Origin of the sequence: Novosphingobium mangrovisedimenti (assembly GCF_025153475.1) — a bacterium.
GTDB classification, from domain to species: Bacteria; Pseudomonadota; Alphaproteobacteria; order Sphingomonadales; family Sphingomonadaceae; genus Novosphingobium; species Novosphingobium mangrovi_A.
On record NZ_JANZXA010000002.1, the window covers coordinates 229,610 to 246,541 of the forward strand.

Consider the following 16,932-nt stretch of genomic DNA (forward strand, 5'->3'; position numbering starts at 1 on the left):
TCCCGTTTCAGAAGCTGGTGCGCAGTTCGACACCCCACGTGCGGGGCGAGGCCGGCTGGACAAAGCCGCCGCTCACGAACTCGGCATTGTACTTCTTGTCGGTCAGATTGCGGACGTAGCCAGTCAGGCTCCAGCTGCCATCCTCTGCCTCGATCCCGCCATGCAGGTTGACGAGTTGGAACGACGAACGCGCAGTCGCATTCTCGGGGTCCCAGTACTGCTTGCCGTGGTGCTCCATTTCGCCACGCGCGAACATGTTCAGTGCGTCGGATACCGGGAAGCGGTACTGCGCGCCGATCGTGCCGCTGTCGCGCGGGATGTAAGGCGCCCAGTTGCCGACATCGGCGGGATTGAAGGTGAAGCGCTTGATCTTGCTATGGGTGTAACCATAGTTGGCGAAGAGATCCAAACCATCGATCGGCGTGAGCATGGCCTCGATTTCGCCGCCGTAGAGATCGACCTTGTCGACATTGACGAGGATCTGCGCGCCTACCGCACCGACGAACACGAAATAGAACGGGTTCTTGTCCGCCGTGTAGAAAGCCGAACCGTTGATGCGCAGGCGACCGCCCAGCAGGCTGGCCTTGAAGCCGGCCTCGGTCGTGTTCGCGCTTTCCTGTTTCGCAAGGTCGAAGGCGCCCGGCAGATTGGCCGCCACGGCCGCGCCCGCTTGATTGAACTGGCCCGAACGGAAGCCGATACCCCAGTCCGCGAAAAGGGTCAGATCGTCGCTCGCCTGGTATTTCAGCGTGACCTTGGGCTGCGCCTTGCTGAAGTTCGCAACGCGCGAGCAGGCATCGGTGGCTGTAACCGTGCATCCCTCGGGCACGCCCGCACTGCTGCGCGGATCGATCTCCTGACGGCGGTGATCGTGATCGTACCGGAAGGCGACCGACGCTTCGAGCCGTTCAGTCAGATCATAGGAGACATTGCCGTAGAAGGCATAGGCCGTGTTCCGGTTCCTGTCGGCGAGATAGGACAGCGTCGGGTTGATCGGATCGTCGTACTGGGGGTCGCTATAGATGCTGGTGATGCCCCCGCCGTTGTCCAGCCCGGTCGTGGTCGAGATGAAGCGCTTGGTGCGCAGGATATAGGCCCCCACCATCCAGCGGAAACGATCACCATCCGGCGAGGCGATGCGGAAGTCGTCCTGCCAAGCCCTGACGTTCTCGTACTGCGTCTGCGTGCCATCCGTGCCGAAAACGTTGCGGCTGGCCGTGTAGGGGAACTGGTCGCCTTCCAGATATTCCTTCACGTGGATGTAGGAGAAGACGTTGGTGATCGTGCCCCAGTCCGCCTCGTTCGTCAGCTTGAGCGAACCTTCGGCGATCGAGCGATAGTTGCGGCCGCGGTTGTTGGCGCAGAAGCTACGGGTGACGCGATCGGCATCGGGCGCGGGACCGCCGAAGGGATTGGTGGGATCAAGGAAGCACGAGGTGTCCGATTCGAACTTCGCGCCCTGGTACTGATACTGGTCGCCGATGGCCTTGGTGTGCGTGTAGCTGCCGCGCAGGTCGGCGGTCAGCGTGTCGGTCAGGAACGCCTTGAGCTGGCCCCGCACGTTGCGGTCGTGCACCCAGTCAACGGTCTTGCCGAGATAGACGTTGTGCAGCAGGCCGCCGAAATTGCGGGCACTTCCGGCAATCCGGAACAGCAGCTTGTCGGGAATGATCGGGCCGCTCACCGAAACCTGGCCGCGATAATCGTCGCCATTCCCGGCCGAGATCTGCGCGTCGACATGGAAGTCGTTCGTGGGCTGCTTGGTCGTGATGATGATCGCGCCGCCGATCGCGTTACGACCGTAAAGCGCACCTTGCGGCCCGCGCAGCACTTCGATCTGCTGCACGTCGAACAGGTCGCTGGTGAACTGGCGGGCGGAAATCTGCTGGACGCCGTCGGTCACCACCGCAATCGGGCTTTCGCCGTTGCGAACCTGCGAGATACCGCGAATGGTGATGAAGGAATTACCCGCGCTCTGCGACTGGACGATCGAGATATTCGGCGTAATGCCGATGAAATCGCTCACGCCCTTGATCCGCGCGTCTTCCAGCGCCTGGCTGGAAAAGGCCGTAACCGAAAGCGGCGCGGATTGCAGCGACTCAGTCCGCCCGCGCGCGATCACCACGATTTCGCCCCCATCGCTCGCCGTGGTCTCGTCAGGCGACGCGGCTTGCGCCCGGGCCGTGCCGGTCACGGCGAACAGAGCCAGTGCAGACATGCAGAAAGCCAGGCGGTTTGCAGTACGAACGGACATTGAGCCCCCCTTGTGAAGCTGTGTGAAGCTGTTTTTTCCTGAGGCAGAAGGTCCGTCATCGCCCCGTCATGAACAAGCTGCTCCGGAGAGTAGCTAGCCGTGAGAGGGGCAGGCATTCCACCTACCCTGGCGAGTAGGTGAGGCCGGTGATCAGGCCCGCTCGAAAGGCTTGATGTCGCGCAGCGCGCTCAGCGCGTGGGCGCGCCGGTCAACGCCGAGCTTGGCGAAGATGTTTTTGAGATGAAACTTCACCGTGTGCTCGGTCATGTCCAGGGCGCGTGCGATTTCCTTGTTGGTCAGCCCGCGTGAAAGTTCGGCGATGACTTCCTGCTCGCGCGTGCTGAGCAGGTCCATGGGGTTGTTGCCCGTCGGCACTGCCTCCGCAATCCGCTCGTCGATGTCCGCCAGGAACGAGGCCTCGACCGGATCGCTGCCGCTGTCCCACAGATCGCGCTTGAGCTGGCGGATCAGCGGCACAAGCTCGCGCTGCTCCAGAAACGGCAGCGCTATGCCCTGCCCCGCTGCGATCTCGACCGCCGTGCGCAAGTGCACCATCGCCCGGTATTGCTGCGTCTGCGCGGATTCGATGCGGGACAGCAGCAGCAACGCGCGCACCTCGTAGAACCGCGCATCGACGGCGCGCGCACATTCCAGCACATCCTCGGCCCGCTGTTTCGCCTGCTTCGGATCAATGTCGGCCAGAAAGGTCGCGAGTGCAAAACCGATGTCCTGATAGGGACGCCAGCTTGCCGCATTCTCCTTCCAGCCACCGAGCGGGAACTGGCCTGCAAGCACTACCGCCAGCGGCGCCGCCGCGCCCTCATCCCGTGCCGCGCAATGCCGCAGAAGCCGCTGGGCATCGACGATATTGGCCAGCCTGTCGAGCCCCCGCGACCGGATCAGCCCGTCCCCATCGGCGATCACGGCATCCATCCCGCCCATATTGCGCGCCAGCCAGGCAAGGCGGAACCGGCTGTCCAGCCCGGCTGCGTAGATCTCGAACCAACCGTCGTAATCGCAGACATGGCGGAACGCCTCATCCAGTTCGTCCGACGGTGTCGACAGCCTGCCGTCGCGCCATAACTGCACCGTGAACAGCAGCGCTTCGGTTATGGCCTTGAGGCCGCTGTCCGCACCGAAATTCTCCACCGCCATCGCCTTGGCGTGCTGGAGGTAGGCGGTCGCGCTCTGCAATTCGCCGCGATAGGCGCGCGACACTCCGGCGTGCAGAAAACAGTAATTGAGGCCGATCACCGAATTGGCATCGCGCATGCCGCCCATGGCCTGCCGGGCGAATTCCTCGGCCTTTTCCAGCCGTCCCGTGCACAAGTTGGCCACGGCCGAAGCGCACGCCAGCACACCCCGCGTCAAGCCGTCGGCATTGGGCAGACGATCCTGCAGATTCTCGAACAGGTCGACCAGCGGCACCTCGACGCTGTTGTCCTCGTAAATCCGGATCAGCACGCCGATGTTGAGGATGTCGCGCTCATACTCGTCGAGCGCGGCCCAGTCCCCCGGCGGCTCCGAGATCTCGCGCGCCACGAGATCGAAGATCGAGCGTGCCTCACGTATATGGCCCATCTTCAGTTTGACGTAGGCTTCGGCGATCAGCAGGCGCGGATGGGAAAGCCGCTCGGCCGGCGGAATGAAATCAAGCAACTGGTTAAGATGGCCCATCCCGCCGAAAAGCACGAGCCGCCATCCGCCTGCCTGCTCGACCAGTTCGGCGCAGCGTTCGTAATCTCCGGCAAGCCCTGCATGGCGCACCGCCTCGGTCAGAAGGCCCGATTGTTCGAAAGCTTCCGAGGCGCGCAAGTGAAGCACCGGTACGGCGGACGGCCGGCGCTGGCGCAACTGAGCCTGCAGATATTCGGCAAAGAGATGGTGATAGCGGTACCAGGTGGCTTCGGCATCGAGCGGAGTCAGCAGCGATTGCAGCGGCTCCAGCTGCTCCATGATCCGCCAGCTGTCCTCGCGCCCGCGCACCGCATCCGTGATTTCGGCGCTGAAGCGTTCGAGGATCGAGGTCTCGAGCAGAAAGTCCACCGCCTCCTCGCTCAGACCGCGCAACACCTGATCGGACAGGAAGCTCCACAAGTGCCCGCCGCGCGACGTGAGGCGCGTCAGGGCGAAAGGATCGGCCTGTCCGCGCAACGAAATCAGCCTCGCGAGCTGCAGCGCCACCGGCCAGCCCTCTATCCGCTCGGCCAGCGCGTCCCGATCGGCGGACGTCAGCCCCACATCGAGCACCTGGCGCGATTCCAGCGGCGTGAAGCGCAGCATGTCACTGGTTATCTCGACGGCTTCCCCCGAACCCAGAAACCGGTGCAGACTGATTTCAGGACGGCGCCGCGTGCTCATCAGCAGCCGAACACCTTCGGGCAACAATGGAATCCAGCGATCGAGAAAGGCATCGAGGACGGGCGATGACGCGCGGTGATAATCGTCGAGAATAAGCGTCACCGGCTCGCTGTTCCCATCAAGGCACAGCTGGATGTCGCGAATGACCTTGTCGATGGTGACTTCCGTCAGTCCCCGCTCGGCCTGCGCGCCAAGGTCTGGAAAGGTAACGCCCGCTGCCTCCAGCGCCCGGATCACCCCGATCAGAAAACGCCGAACATCGGCATCGCCTTCGTCGAGCGTGAGCCAGCTTACCCGCTCGCCGGCCACCTTCAGGTGATCGCGCCACTGGGTCAGCAGCGTGGTCTTGCCGAAACCGGCCGGAGCCGTCAGCAGGACCAGCCGGCTCGCGGAAATCGAGCCCAGCGCATCGATGAGCCGCGAACGCAGCACCACGTTCGAAGGCAATCGCGGCACTTCGAGCTTGAGCTGAAGCATCCGCTGGATTTCGCTGGCAGCCTGGGTATTCGTCATGCGCATCCGGCGTTGACAGGTCGGCCCGGACCTTCCCTGCCTTTCTACCGGATCATATTGGGACGGATCGCCGGGCGGCGCAACCGCGCGATCCGTCACGCCCCGGGGGCGATCACCCGCCATCGGAACGCAGGAATTGAAGCGGCCGGATCGCGGTCTGCAAGTAGGTATCGGCAGGGCCGGTCGCATGGTTGGTTAGCAGTTGCAGGGTGAGAACGCCGCTCGCCTGCTCGATCCATCCCCCCAAGGCCACGGTGGCATTACGCGCCCTGTCCAGCGCCGTGATGGCGACGGACTGAAAACCGATCCTGTCCCGCACCGCGTTGACGTCTGAAAAGCCGACGATCTCCAGCGCCTGCCCCCCCACCGTCAGGCAACCGCCGAGGACACCGAAGCGGTCATCCGGTTCCGGCCTGACATGAATATCCAGCACCGTGCCATCGCCTGCCTGCCAGCAACCGGCCAGCACGTCCACGATCTGCAATTCTCCACACTTCATGTGCCCGGGAAAAGCAGGTGCGGTGGCCACGCGCCGATAGGTCAGTTTATCGCAAAAGACCCCTTGGCGACACAGACCGGGAAAGTCGCTGGTGGCAACGAGGAGGTGGCTTGCCGACAGAACCTCCGCACCATCGACAACGCTGATCTGCCCGCCAAGCGCGGACACCCAGTTCCAGCTCGCATCGGCAGGTCCACCGGCAACGGAGTGCCACGCAATGGCAAGGGCCACCGGCTGCCCTGCCTCAGGCGTGGGACTTTCCTGGGATTGGTGCCCGACCACACGATACCGGCCCGTCGAACCGGTGGTGGATTCATAGATCCCGAACACACCGGCCCCGTCGACGGCCAGCGTCATCCGGGAACCGTATTCGTTTTCCCAAGTCCCCGCGACAGTCACGATACCTTCCCGGTTGCCACAACGGGCCGGTGACAGGAAAAGGCCTGCCCTCGGCACCGGGCCACATATCGCAGCCCGGGAAGACGGTTGCCAGCTACCCGCTCGGGTAGGGTGGCAAAGCCTGGAGGGTGCATCGCTCCATTCAGGTCCTCCAGCCTGGTAAACACCTCATCCCGATGTCCACCAAACCAACAACTGGCCTGTTCGTCGTCTAACTCATATCGTAGCCCCGCGCTCTCAGGCGTCAGGGCCTTCGGCAATCCCGCGACGGTTCAGTGACAGCCGACATTCTCTCACGCCACAAACGGGGATTTCGGCGGGCCACTTGATTGTCAGGTAGCGATACCGAATAGCTGCCGAGGTCAGCGCGCGCCTGGTACATGTCGGTGGTCACGAATTGGGCACCCGATCCGAGCGCTGCGACCATGCGCGTATCGTCTCCGGAACGCGCTTCTTTCAGATTTGCATCCGCGCGCGTGCGAACGATGAAGCCGGATTCCACTAACCGGCATATTTCATCATACTGTTTCAACGGCTCGTTCTCCACGAATATCGCCGCATGGGGCTGAGTGGGCGCAACCGATTTGACGAACAGCAGCTTGCCTTCCAGCGCCTTGCTGCGCTTCATGTAAGTCTTGATGACGCTTGCGTTTTCGTCGATCAGGAACAGCACTTTCCCGCGGGTCTGTCGCAGGGTTGGCCAGCCATGCTTGCGCAAGGCATCAGGCAGCGTCGCCTCCCCCTGACGGACGTCGTCGGGGGTCAGGATTTCATCCCGGGTGAAGACCGTCAGAATCTCTTTTTCCAGCGCGGCGAAGGCCTTTTGATTCACCGCCAACGGCCGCACGGTTCCCTCGAAATCAATCATTTCCTGCTTGGTGTTGAACATGATGAGCAGCGGAACGTGCCCGGAGTGAGCATTCGACCAGTCCCTGATCTGCCCGAGGCAGGAAAGCAGCGTCGCGCAGCTTGAGCGGACATCGATGTCCTGCATGTGCATCACCTTGAAACCCGGCGCCTGCATCGGGGCCGCATCGTAGGGCGCCGCGCCGCGCGTTCCCGCCGTCAGACGCGGGCCGAGCGGATCAGCGTAACGGCCGCCTTCGGGATCATAATAAACGTCGAGTTCGAGTTGGCGCATTCCGCGATCGAGCTGTTCGTCAAGCGGCGCATGACCATAATCCCAGCCAGGAGAGGTACCGGGCCGGATATGCTCGATCAGCTTCAGTTCCGGCAGGGTCGGTCGCTGATGATAGCTGTTGTGCGAACCGATGGCCTGGATCTCGTTCATCGGCATGGCGTCGAACATCGCAGCGCATGGCCCCTCTATGTCCGGATCGCCGCCGCAATTCGCCGGAGAAGGCGCCGGCTGCGCGTAAGCAGCGGAAAGGCCGGTGAACGCGATCAGACCGGCAAGAACAGGTATTAAGCGCATGGATAGGACCTTGCATTGAAGGACAGCATGGTGCGCCGGCATCTTCGCCATGCCGACGCACCCGATGGTCAAAAGCGATAGGAAGCGCCGAGGAAGAAAGAGCGGCCGAACTCGTTTTCTTCGTAGATGTACTGGAAGCTAGGCCCTTGCATCTTGCGACGATTGGCGTCCGTCAAGTTCTTGGCTTCCAGTTGCAGCCGCAGCTTGTCGGTCACCTTATATTGCAGCTTGGCGTCGACTGTTTCCCAGTTGGTCCACCGACGCTGGCTCTTGAGGTTGACCGCGGTCTCATCGGAATTGAGGCTCACGCTGTCCTGATAGCCGCCCAGAAAGTTGTAGGCGACACGGGTTTCCAGCCGGTCCGTCCATTCATAGCTCACGGCCACGTTGGCCACGAACTTCGACTGGTAAGGCAGGAAATCCAGCTTCAGGTCGTCGTTGTACTGCATCTCCGCCCCGGTAATCAGGGCATTGGCGTTGAACCCCAGGCGGTCGAAAGGCTTGGGCAGGAAGCTGAGGTCCGACAGCACGATCTGCGCCTCGGCGCCCCAGACTTTGGCGTTTTCGGCATTCTGCGGCTGCTTGACCCGAACATTTTCGTACAGGATCCCGTCATAGACGATATCCATCACGCTGGTGCGGGTGACGATCTCGTCCCGGATGTCCTTGTAGAATCCCCCGATCATGATCAGGTTCTTTCGTCCGTTGAAGTAGTATTCCAGCGTGGCATCGAAATTGGACGAGCGGCGCGGTTTCAGATCAGGATTACCCCGCGTCGCCGAGGTCAGCGTGTCATCCGCGTCGAACGACACGCTTTCGCCCGATTTGGCCACCTGATCGGGGTTGGGGCGGCCCAGCGTCTGGCTGAAGGCCAGTTTCAGGCGCAGATTGTCGGCCGGGGCATAGCGCAGGCTGACACTGGGATTGAGTGAATTATACCCGCCGTTAATGTTCTGACGGCTGTAAAGGTCGTGCGGGGACGCCGCCTCCACGGCGTTGTACCACCCGCGCACGTCCACATCCTCATATCGCAGGCCCGCGGCCAGTTTGAAGCGATCGTCGGCATAGGTGACCATGGCGTAACCCGCCTTGATCGTTTCGCCATAGGCGCTGTCGTCCTTGCGATCATATTCGTAGGAACTGTCGGTATCCTCGGTCTGGCCCATCACCTGCTGCCAGCGCTGATAGTCCAGCATCAGCATCGGCTGGCCATCGCGCCCGGAAATCTCGAAATCGCTCAAATAGGCGAAATCATAATCGGTAATGCCGGTATCGGTGCCGCGCACCCCGCGGATGCGGCCATCGTCGCGCGTACGATAGAGATCGGTGATCTTGATGCCGGCCTTGAAGCCCAGGCCCGGTTCCCCGCGCGTGTGCCAGTCATAATCGGCCTTGAAATCGATCACCCGTTCCTGACTGTGGCGCGAGCGAATATCGTTGGAGGTGACGTTCACATAGCTGGGCGCGGAATACCATGCAGCGTTCGATGCCGCATCGGGCACCAGCCGCCAGAAAGTTCCGGATGTGTCATAAGTGCCGGAAATGCTGGTCAACGTCCGAATGCTGACATCGGGAAAAGCGTTGTCCTTCAGCCTGTGCTGGCTGTAGCCGAGATCAAAGCTCAGCTTTCCGTCATTGTCGAAGCTATGGTCGCCATGGAGCTTGGAACTGATCTGGCGGCGATTGTTCGGGAAATAGGCGGCCTGAATTTCGCCGTAGCCCTTTTTGAACGTGCCCGACGTGGCATCCGTCACCGTCATGTTGCTTTCGCTAATCCCGCGAATGCCGTGCATGAACCGGTTTTCGGACTCGTTCATGGTGTACAACGCGCCGGTCCAGGCCAGATAGCTCATCGGACCGGGCTTCCATTCCAGTTTGGCCACCACGCCCACGCGCTTGATTGCATTGGTATAGGCATAGGCCCGCAATTCTCGCGGAGCGACGATGTCGCCCACCCCGTCCCCGTCGGCATCCTCGCCCAGATAGGCGAGATTGTTGTACTGGGTTTTGTACTGGTGGCGGTTCTTGTAATAATAACTGGCGCCCAGGACGAAGCCGAACTGGTCATCGGCCCCGAAATGGTCGCTCATGGTCAGGTCGGCCTGATAGCCCAGCGTGTTGTCGCTATTGTGCGAGCCGACCGGCACGGCGGTAGGCGTGTCGTTGGCGGTGAAATAGTTCAGCTTGCCCCGGACGATGAGATAGAGGCCCTTCGCGTCAAAGGCCGAACGCGTGTCGGTGTTGAAATGGGCGCCCACCCAGCCGAGATCCTGATCGGACATGTGGGACTTGTAGACTTCCAGCCGCTTGAGCGCGGTGGAAGGAATGGCCTGCATGTTGATATTGCGCGAACCATCGCCATAGCCGCCGATCGTGGCCATGACCATGTCGTCGAAGGTCGTGAGGTTGTAGGAGACGGGCAGGCCGCGCGCCGTCATGAACTGGCCCTCGTCCTCGTCGTAGATCGCCGACACGCCCGCAATCCGCCGCATCGCTTCGGGAATGTTGAAATCGGGCAACTGGCCGGCGTCATCGACATTTACCGAGTCATAGATTTCGTCTTTTTCATACTTGCGCGCGATGTTTGACTGATCGACGGCCCGTTCTCCGGTGACGATGATGTCGGTACGATGTCCGGCTTCATCTTCGGCGGCAGGTGCGGCAAGGGCGGCCGAGCCAGGCTTGCGCGCCGGCTTTGCTCCGGGCGTGGCTTTTTCCCAGACAACCAGAAAGGTCTTGCCCTGCTTCCGATAGGTCAGGCCCGATCCGCGCAATAGCCGGGTCAGCGCGGCTTCGACCGAGGAAGCCCCCCGGATTGCCGGCGCATTCTTCCCGCGCAGTAACGCCTGATCGTACAATATCTGTACGCCGTGCTGACGTGAAAGCGTATTGAGCGAGTTCTCAAGGCTCCCGGATGGAAGAGCAATGCTGTTTTGCGCCGATGCAGGCGATGCGACCAGAACAGTACCAATAGCAAGAGCGCAGGCAGCAGCCCCCGCACGAAGCGAGCCCGTTAACATGGACACTATATTATTCCCCTGTGTGCGATTTGATTGGGTTCAGGGGATTGACGCGGCGACAGCCCAAATTTGCCAATGTTTTTTATTACATTTTTATTACATGAACTTATGGAACAGACGCCTGGCAATCAGTTCTTCGATACGATCAGACCATTGTCGCTGCGACGGACCTGGAATTCGTAGATAATGGCCAGATTCTGTAGCTGACCGACCGGATCGGTCAGACGTATCCTCCCGCCCACCAGCTTGTTCGCCAGGCTTTCATCGGCAATCCGGATCGGCAAGGGAGAGAGGGTTTGCAGATCCGCGATCACCTGCCGCAAAGGCGTCCCCTTGTATTCCACCCATTCGCTGCGCCAGCGGGCGACATTGTCCGGGGAAACATCCGCGGTCCGTTTTAGCCCCGTCCGATCGAGAGTAGCCGATTGTCTCCGGATGAGTTCGATCGGCTTGTCGAACCAGCCGCTGCGACCGAAACGAACCACACCCGACGCGACCGAAACGCGGATCTCACCGGGTTTGCTCAGGACCTCGAAACTTGTCCCGATGTCCACGATACGGGCCTCGCCGGTATCCACCCTGAACGGGCGCCCCTCATCATGGGCGACTTTGGCGAAGATCGTTCCCTGTCCCAGTTCGACCACACGGTCATGACGCGTATAGCGGACCTTCACATCGGCGCCGCCCGCCAGGAAGAGCCGCGTGCCATCCTCCAGTCTGATCTCGCGAACCTCTTCGCCCGCCACCGCATATTCCCGGGGTTGGGCGAAGTACAACTCGACCGACGGTGTGGCTTTGTAACCGCCCGCCACGACCAGCAACGCGGCCAGACCACCGACCGCCAGATTACGTCCGGATGCCCCCCGTTTATCATAGGCGCGCAAGGCCGCGTTCATATCCGACCCCATGATGTGCCGCCACATGGCGTCAAACACCGGCTGGCGCCCGGGATCAGCGGCAAGCCAGGCCTGGAAAGCTGTCTCGTCAAAGGGCTCACCGCCGGTGCGGCGCTCTATCCATTCCGCGGCCTGGAACTCAATGGAGCTATTCTCGGACAGGGCCGCCTCGTTTTTCGATTTTCTGGATCGCCATATGCAGGTCCACCATGGCCCGCGCCATATGGTGACTGACGGCACTCGGGGAAAGTTCCATTGCTTCGACCACTTCGCGCGCCGACTGTCCATGTATGCGGCGGCGAATGAACACTTCCCGGCGCAGACGCGGCATCTTCCCGAGGACATCCGCGACCAGCCTGATCAGTTGCCGTCGTTCGATCTGCTGATCGGCAGTCGGCATCGTGCAGGGGAGCGTGTCCGACAGCTCGACAACCGGGGTACGGATGGCACGGCGGAAATGGTCCCGAACCAGATTCAGTGAAATGCGACGCAGCAGTGCGGGCGCATTGTTCACGACCTTGTCAGGCTTTGCCTCGAACGACAGCAGACGAAGATAGGCTTCCTGAACGATGTCTTCGCTCAGTGTCGCGTCGCGGACCTGCCGGCCCACATATTCCAGCAAGGCAGTGCGTTGCGCGTGTAACCGGGATGCTGCTGTGGCCATCTTCGCGACGCCATATGAGGACGAAATGACAATAATGTTTCGCGGACTCAGACAGATATCCCTGGCCGGATGATGGAAGGCCGGGCCGCGCAATGCGCGCAGCCCAAACCATCATGGTCGATGCGACCTGCCGGAACAGACGCCCTCCCCCATGCCTTGGACTTGCCGTCCTTACGAGCACCAAAAGGATGGAGCTGTTCCCGTCCGACAGCATGTACGGCTTGCCCCTTGGTCTGGCCGCCCTCCTCTCCACCAGTCAATTCACTTTGGCAGCAGCCTTTAAAGCCGCTGCCGACCGTGCTCGGGGACGAAACGCCGTGCATCGAAACTGAACGGCACTTGCGGACTGCCGCCGTAGAGTTCGTGATGCGGCGCCGCCTCCGCAAAGGCGCAGACAAGCTGCAGCGCCCGGTTCTCAGCGGGGTCGCTGGGCGAAGGATCATATCCGGCCAGCCGGCCCAACAGGCCGGGCAGGCGCGGCATCATCACCTCGCAGAATTCCGCGAAGTCCTCCGCGCCGGCATTGAAGCGGATGGCATTGCGCTCATCCTCGGTCGGCCTCGCCCACTTTTCGGCCATGGCCTCGAGACCTTCGAAGCCCTCGGGCAGTTCGTAACCTTCGGTCATGCCTCAACTCCCGTTTCCGAAAGGAATTTGTCCTGCGTCTGGCCTGCGTGGCGGATCAGGAATTCCTGATCCATCAGCTGCATCTCGTCGATCGCGCCCGACATGATCCCGGCGAAAGTGTCTTCCATGGTCGCCGTGTCCTCCAGCCAGGCATTGCGGTGTATCGCGTTGACATGGATCTGGGCGGCCCGCTCGGCGGCGTTTCGGGCCGGAGGGAAATAGTTGATGCCTTCCCACAGCGTCTGCCCATGGCCGAGCGGCCAGAACTGGTGCGTGAAATAGGCCATCCCCGGATAGCCACACCCGGACGCGAGATGGATCAGAAAGTTCGGAAAGATGTTGGGAAACTCGAACTGGAAATCGTCTCGCCGCTTGGGATTGATGGCGGGCGGCAGCAGGTCCGGCCGGGGACAGTGCCGTTCGCTGCCCGCCAGCACGCCGGCAAAGGCATGCGTCGACGCCGCGGCATCCATCCCGCCGCCATAGATGGTGGACGAGGCATGGGGCCCCATGATCTTGAAATCGGTGTGTTCGACACCGCGGAAACCAGGGAGCGAACCGGCATGGATCGTGGGCACGTGGTAGCCTTCGGAAAAGGCGTATAGAGCGACTTTCCAGTTGCAGTTGAGCACGGTCGTATAGCGGAACGCCGTCGTCGCTTCGCCATAGGGGAAGCCGCCGAAGAGCTTGCCGAAATCGCCCAGGTATTCAGCCAGCGTCTGGGCCGGCTGCGGATCGAAATTGACGAAGATGAAGCCTTCCCAGACATCGCAGGCAATCTCGCGCAGGCCCAGGCACGACTTGTCGAGCGTGCCGAAGCCCTCCTCCTGCGGCACCGACTTCAGCGCGCCATCGGCCCCGAAGACCCAACCGTGGAAGCGGCAAGTGACGACTGCGGCGCGCGAATGGCCGAACCGTTCATAGCCGTCGCCCGGCACGACCTTGTTGCCGCGATGGGTGCAGACATTGTGGAAGGCGCGGATCTTTCCCTGCTTGTCGCGCATCACCAGGATGGAGGCGCCAACAACGGGCAATTCCTTGGCCTTGTAATCGCCCGGTTGGGGCAATTCCCAATCGGTAGCCACCTTCAGCCAGACCCGACCGAAGATTTCTTCCTGCTCCCGCCGGTAGATCTCGGGGTCGCTGATCGAGCGGACCGACACGGGAGCCGTTCCAAGCTCCTGCCGGATCTGCGGCACCGTCCGGTGCACATGTTCGAGTGTTTCCGGGTCGCTATACATTGCATCCTCTTTCGTAATGGGGCGCGCTCATGCCTCGGCGAGCGCAGCAGGCATGTCGTGCCAACCCTCGGGATAGTGGGAGATCAGCTCGGCATTCAGCCGCAGCCAGGTGAATTGCCATTGCCCGCCGATCTCGGCGGCCCGCGCCGCATAGCTGCCGCCGATCCAGTAGGCCTTGCCGCTGGCCGCAGATGCCGGTTCCCAGAGCATGAACCCTATTTCGGCAGAGGCGAGATCGGACGACAGATCGATGCGCGGCGAAACGAGATAGTGCAGCGTCCAGGAAAAGCCCGTGTCGGCATTGCCTGCCACGCCCTCCGCGATCGCATCCCTGCCGGTCAGCGTGCCGTAGCGGTCTATCTCGAAGGTCGCGTCCTCGGCGAAAAGGGCGCGCAGCGCTTGCGCGGAAGGACCGCTGTCGAAGGCGCGGCCGAGATCGGCGATCAACCGTTCGATCGCAACCAGCGCTTCCAGCCGCCTGATACGGGTCTCGATGGTTTCCTGCACGGGGGTTTCCTGCACGGGGAGATGGCCTTGCTGTCGGGAAAGGAGACGGTGGGGGAGCGCCCCCACCGTCAGTCGGGTGGCTTAGAAGCTGTAGCCCACGCTCAGGTACCATTCGCGCGGCCGGCCATAGACGCCCTCGATGATCCCGCCGAACGAGTCCCCGTAACCAGAGCTGAGGTACACTTCCTTGGTCAGGTTCTTGACGCCCAGCGTTACGGTCACGGCCTCGCTGGGATCGCGATAGGCGACCGCGGCGTTGATCATGTGATAGCCAGGCTGCACGAGTTCCGGCGTATTCACCGCATCGTTGTAGACCTTCGAGCGATACGACCAGTCGACGCGCGGCGTGACCGAACTGCCATTGCCGAATTCCGCCTTGTAGGAAACGGCCCCGCTCAGTGTCCATTTCGGCGCGTTCTGCAGCTTGGAATCAGTCGAGACGCCGGCATCGAGCGCGCGGAGATCGACATTGCGATACGCGGCATCGAGATAGCCAAGGCCACCCTCGATCCGCAGGCCGTAGACCGGCTCGGCCAGCAGTTCGAGTTCGAAGCCCTTGATCCGCGCCTTGGCGGCGTTCTGAATGATCGGCGCGAAGCCCAGCGTGGGATCGTTCACGGTGATCTGCAGGTTGTCGTAATTGTTCAGGAACACGGCGCTGTTCAGCCGCAGCCGGCGATTGAACAGGTCGGTCTTGATGCCGAATTCGAACGTCTCGCTGGTCTCCGGCTTGAACGAGGGGATGAAAGCGAAAGGCGGGAACACGCGCTGGGTGAAGCCGCCGCCCTTGAAGCCCTTGGAATAGGACGCATAGGTCAGCACTTCGGGGCTCCAGCGATAGGAAAGGCTCGCCATCGGCGTCCATGCCCGGTCCTTGATCGTCGCGGAATCGCCGAGCGGCCCCATCAGCGGATCGCCGTCCTCAAGCCCCGATCCATCGGGGTTATAGGGCGCGCCGGTAAGGAAGCCGGCTTCCACGATATACTGGTTGGCGTTGTTGAAGGTCTTCTGGTCCTCGGTCCAGCGGATGCCGGCCGTGAGGTTCAGGTCCGGCTCGGACCTCCACCCCTATGATTTTTGCCATCAATATCAACCCGCTGATCAAGCGACGCAGATCGAAAGTCTACCCCGCTGTCTAACCTGCCAGGCGCATGATCGAAGGCTCGGCGCATCACGAAATGCACCGAGACCTCAACGTCACTTGCTGAGCGGATCGGTGGCGCAGCCGCAATACTTGGCCCATGCGTCCATCAGTTTGCGGCGCTTGTTGAAGAGGTCTCCCCTTCGATAAGCAGCCTCGGCTTTGCCCGGAATGGTGTGCGCCAACGCCATCTCGCACACTTCATTCGGAAAGTTGGTGGTTTCTGACGCCCAGTCCCGAAAGGTAGAGCGAAAGCCGTGTACGGTTTCTTCGATGCCCATCCGGCGCAGCAGCATGGGCATCGCCATCATACTGAGTGCGTTGCCCTTGGCTGAATTCTTGAAGATCAAACCGGATCGCGACTTGGCAGGCGTGGCCTTGAGAATTTCAAGCGCCGCCTCGCACAATGGCACCCGATGCTCCCGCTCGGCCTTCATTCGCTCGGCTGGAACGATCCATATCCGCTGGCGCAGGTCGATCTCATCCCAATCCGCGTGGAGCACCTCGGCTGTCCGGGCAGCAGTCAGAATCAGAAATTCGAGAGCCCGCGCAGCAACTGCAGGGCGTTCATGCAGCTTGGTCATAAAGCGCCGGATACGATTGAATGGCAAAGCAGCATGATGGCCGCGCGATGACTTTCGTCGCCGAGGCAGGAGTTGGTCAAGGTGACCACGCCAGCGCGCGGGATTCTCGCCTTCGCGCAGCCCGTTTGCCTTGGCAGCATCAAGTACGTTCTCGATGCGTCCCCTCAACCGGTCGGCAGTCTCAGGAACCCGGCTCCAATGTGGTCGAAGCACTTTGAGAACGTCATCGGTCTCAATTTCGTGCAACAGCAGCGGCCGGATCGGCGCTGCATAGACGGTCAGCGTCATTTTCCATTGGTCGATGTGCTTCGCGTTTTTCCAGGACGGCGACATCGTCTCTACGAAGCTATCGGCATATTCGCCAAAGGTGACGTACCGGTTTGCCTTCGCTCGTTCAGCCTTGGGATTTTTACCCTCGCTGATCATGGCGCGATACTCGGCTGCCTTCTCCCGCGCCTTGGCTAGGGACAAGGACCGGGCACTGCCGAGACCCAGCTCCTTCTTGGCACCGCGCCAGGTGTATCGGAACAGCCAGCGGCGGCGAGTGGCATCGACAAACAGGAACAGGCCGCCGCCGTCGGCGTAGCGGCCTGGCTCCTTGATGCCGGCAACTCGAGTGGCGGTGAGACGATTCAGGGCATGACTGGTCACGATCTTGAACTCCTGTTCAAGACCCCTTCCCGCCATGGGTCGAAGGTTGCTGTGGTATGCCGGCCCCGGATCGGGACCCTCTTTGGGACCCTCTTTGGGACCCTCTTTTGCGGCGCGCTCAACGGATCCGGCTCGAGATT

At 61.6% G+C, this 16,932-nt stretch carries 12 protein-coding genes; all 12 read right to left on the reverse strand.

Annotation, left to right across the window (positions count from 1 at the left end; all coding sequences use genetic code 11):
* Positions 1-7 precede the first annotated feature (7 nt).
* Positions 8-2,218: a TonB-dependent receptor gene (locus NZK81_RS04560; RefSeq protein ID WP_260044310.1), complete on the reverse strand. Its 2,211-nt coding sequence runs from the start codon at positions 2,216-2,218 to the stop codon at positions 8-10.
* Positions 2,219-2,404: 186 nt separating this feature from the next.
* Positions 2,405-5,128 carry a helix-turn-helix transcriptional regulator gene (locus NZK81_RS04565; protein ID WP_260044312.1) on the reverse strand — a complete coding sequence of 908 codons (2,724 nt, stop codon included), beginning with the start codon at positions 5,126-5,128 and terminating at the stop codon, positions 2,405-2,407.
* 112 nt (positions 5,129-5,240) lie between these two features.
* Complete coding sequence (locus NZK81_RS04570) at positions 5,241-6,026, reverse strand: avidin/streptavidin family protein (protein WP_260044314.1); 786 nt, start codon at positions 6,024-6,026, stop codon at positions 5,241-5,243.
* Positions 6,027-6,270: 244 nt separating this feature from the next.
* Positions 6,271-7,512: a phosphatidylinositol-specific phospholipase C1-like protein gene (locus NZK81_RS04575; protein ID WP_260044316.1), complete on the reverse strand. Its 1,242-nt coding sequence runs from the start codon at positions 7,510-7,512 to the stop codon at positions 6,271-6,273.
* 17 nt (positions 7,513-7,529) lie between these two features.
* Positions 7,530-10,319: a TonB-dependent receptor gene (locus NZK81_RS04580; RefSeq protein WP_260044318.1), complete on the reverse strand. Its 2,790-nt coding sequence runs from the start codon at positions 10,317-10,319 to the stop codon at positions 7,530-7,532.
* A 290-nt stretch (positions 10,320-10,609) separates the two neighbouring features.
* Positions 10,610-11,617 (reverse strand): FecR family protein, encoded by a 1,008-nt coding sequence (locus NZK81_RS04585; protein ID WP_260044320.1) that lies wholly within the window; start codon positions 11,615-11,617, stop codon positions 10,610-10,612.
* The gene (locus NZK81_RS04590) at positions 11,526-12,041 is read right to left on the reverse strand and encodes an RNA polymerase sigma factor (RefSeq protein ID WP_260044321.1); all 516 of its coding nucleotides are present in this window, start codon (positions 12,039-12,041) and stop codon (positions 11,526-11,528) included. The genes NZK81_RS04585 and NZK81_RS04590 overlap by 92 nt, the downstream gene beginning before the upstream one ends.
* Before the next feature lie 279 nt (positions 12,042-12,320).
* Positions 12,321-12,668 (reverse strand): hypothetical protein, encoded by a 348-nt coding sequence (locus NZK81_RS04595; protein WP_260044322.1) that lies wholly within the window; start codon positions 12,666-12,668, stop codon positions 12,321-12,323.
* On the reverse strand, positions 12,665-13,909 hold the full coding sequence (locus tag NZK81_RS04600) for an aromatic ring-hydroxylating oxygenase subunit alpha (RefSeq protein WP_260044324.1): 1,245 nt from the start codon (positions 13,907-13,909) through the stop codon (positions 12,665-12,667). The genes NZK81_RS04595 and NZK81_RS04600 overlap by 4 nt, the downstream gene beginning before the upstream one ends.
* Positions 13,910-13,936: 27 nt before the next feature.
* Positions 13,937-14,416: a nuclear transport factor 2 family protein gene (locus NZK81_RS04605; protein WP_260044325.1), complete on the reverse strand. Its 480-nt coding sequence runs from the start codon at positions 14,414-14,416 to the stop codon at positions 13,937-13,939.
* An 81-nt stretch (positions 14,417-14,497) separates the two neighbouring features.
* Complete coding sequence (locus NZK81_RS04610; protein WP_328517071.1) at positions 14,498-15,463, reverse strand: TonB-dependent receptor; 966 nt, start codon at positions 15,461-15,463, stop codon at positions 14,498-14,500.
* Between the two features lie 150 nt (positions 15,464-15,613).
* Entirely contained in the window at positions 15,614-16,792 is a 1,179-nt protein-coding gene (locus NZK81_RS04615; protein WP_260044327.1) for a tyrosine-type recombinase/integrase, read from the reverse strand.
* Positions 16,793-16,932: the final 140 nt, after the last annotated feature.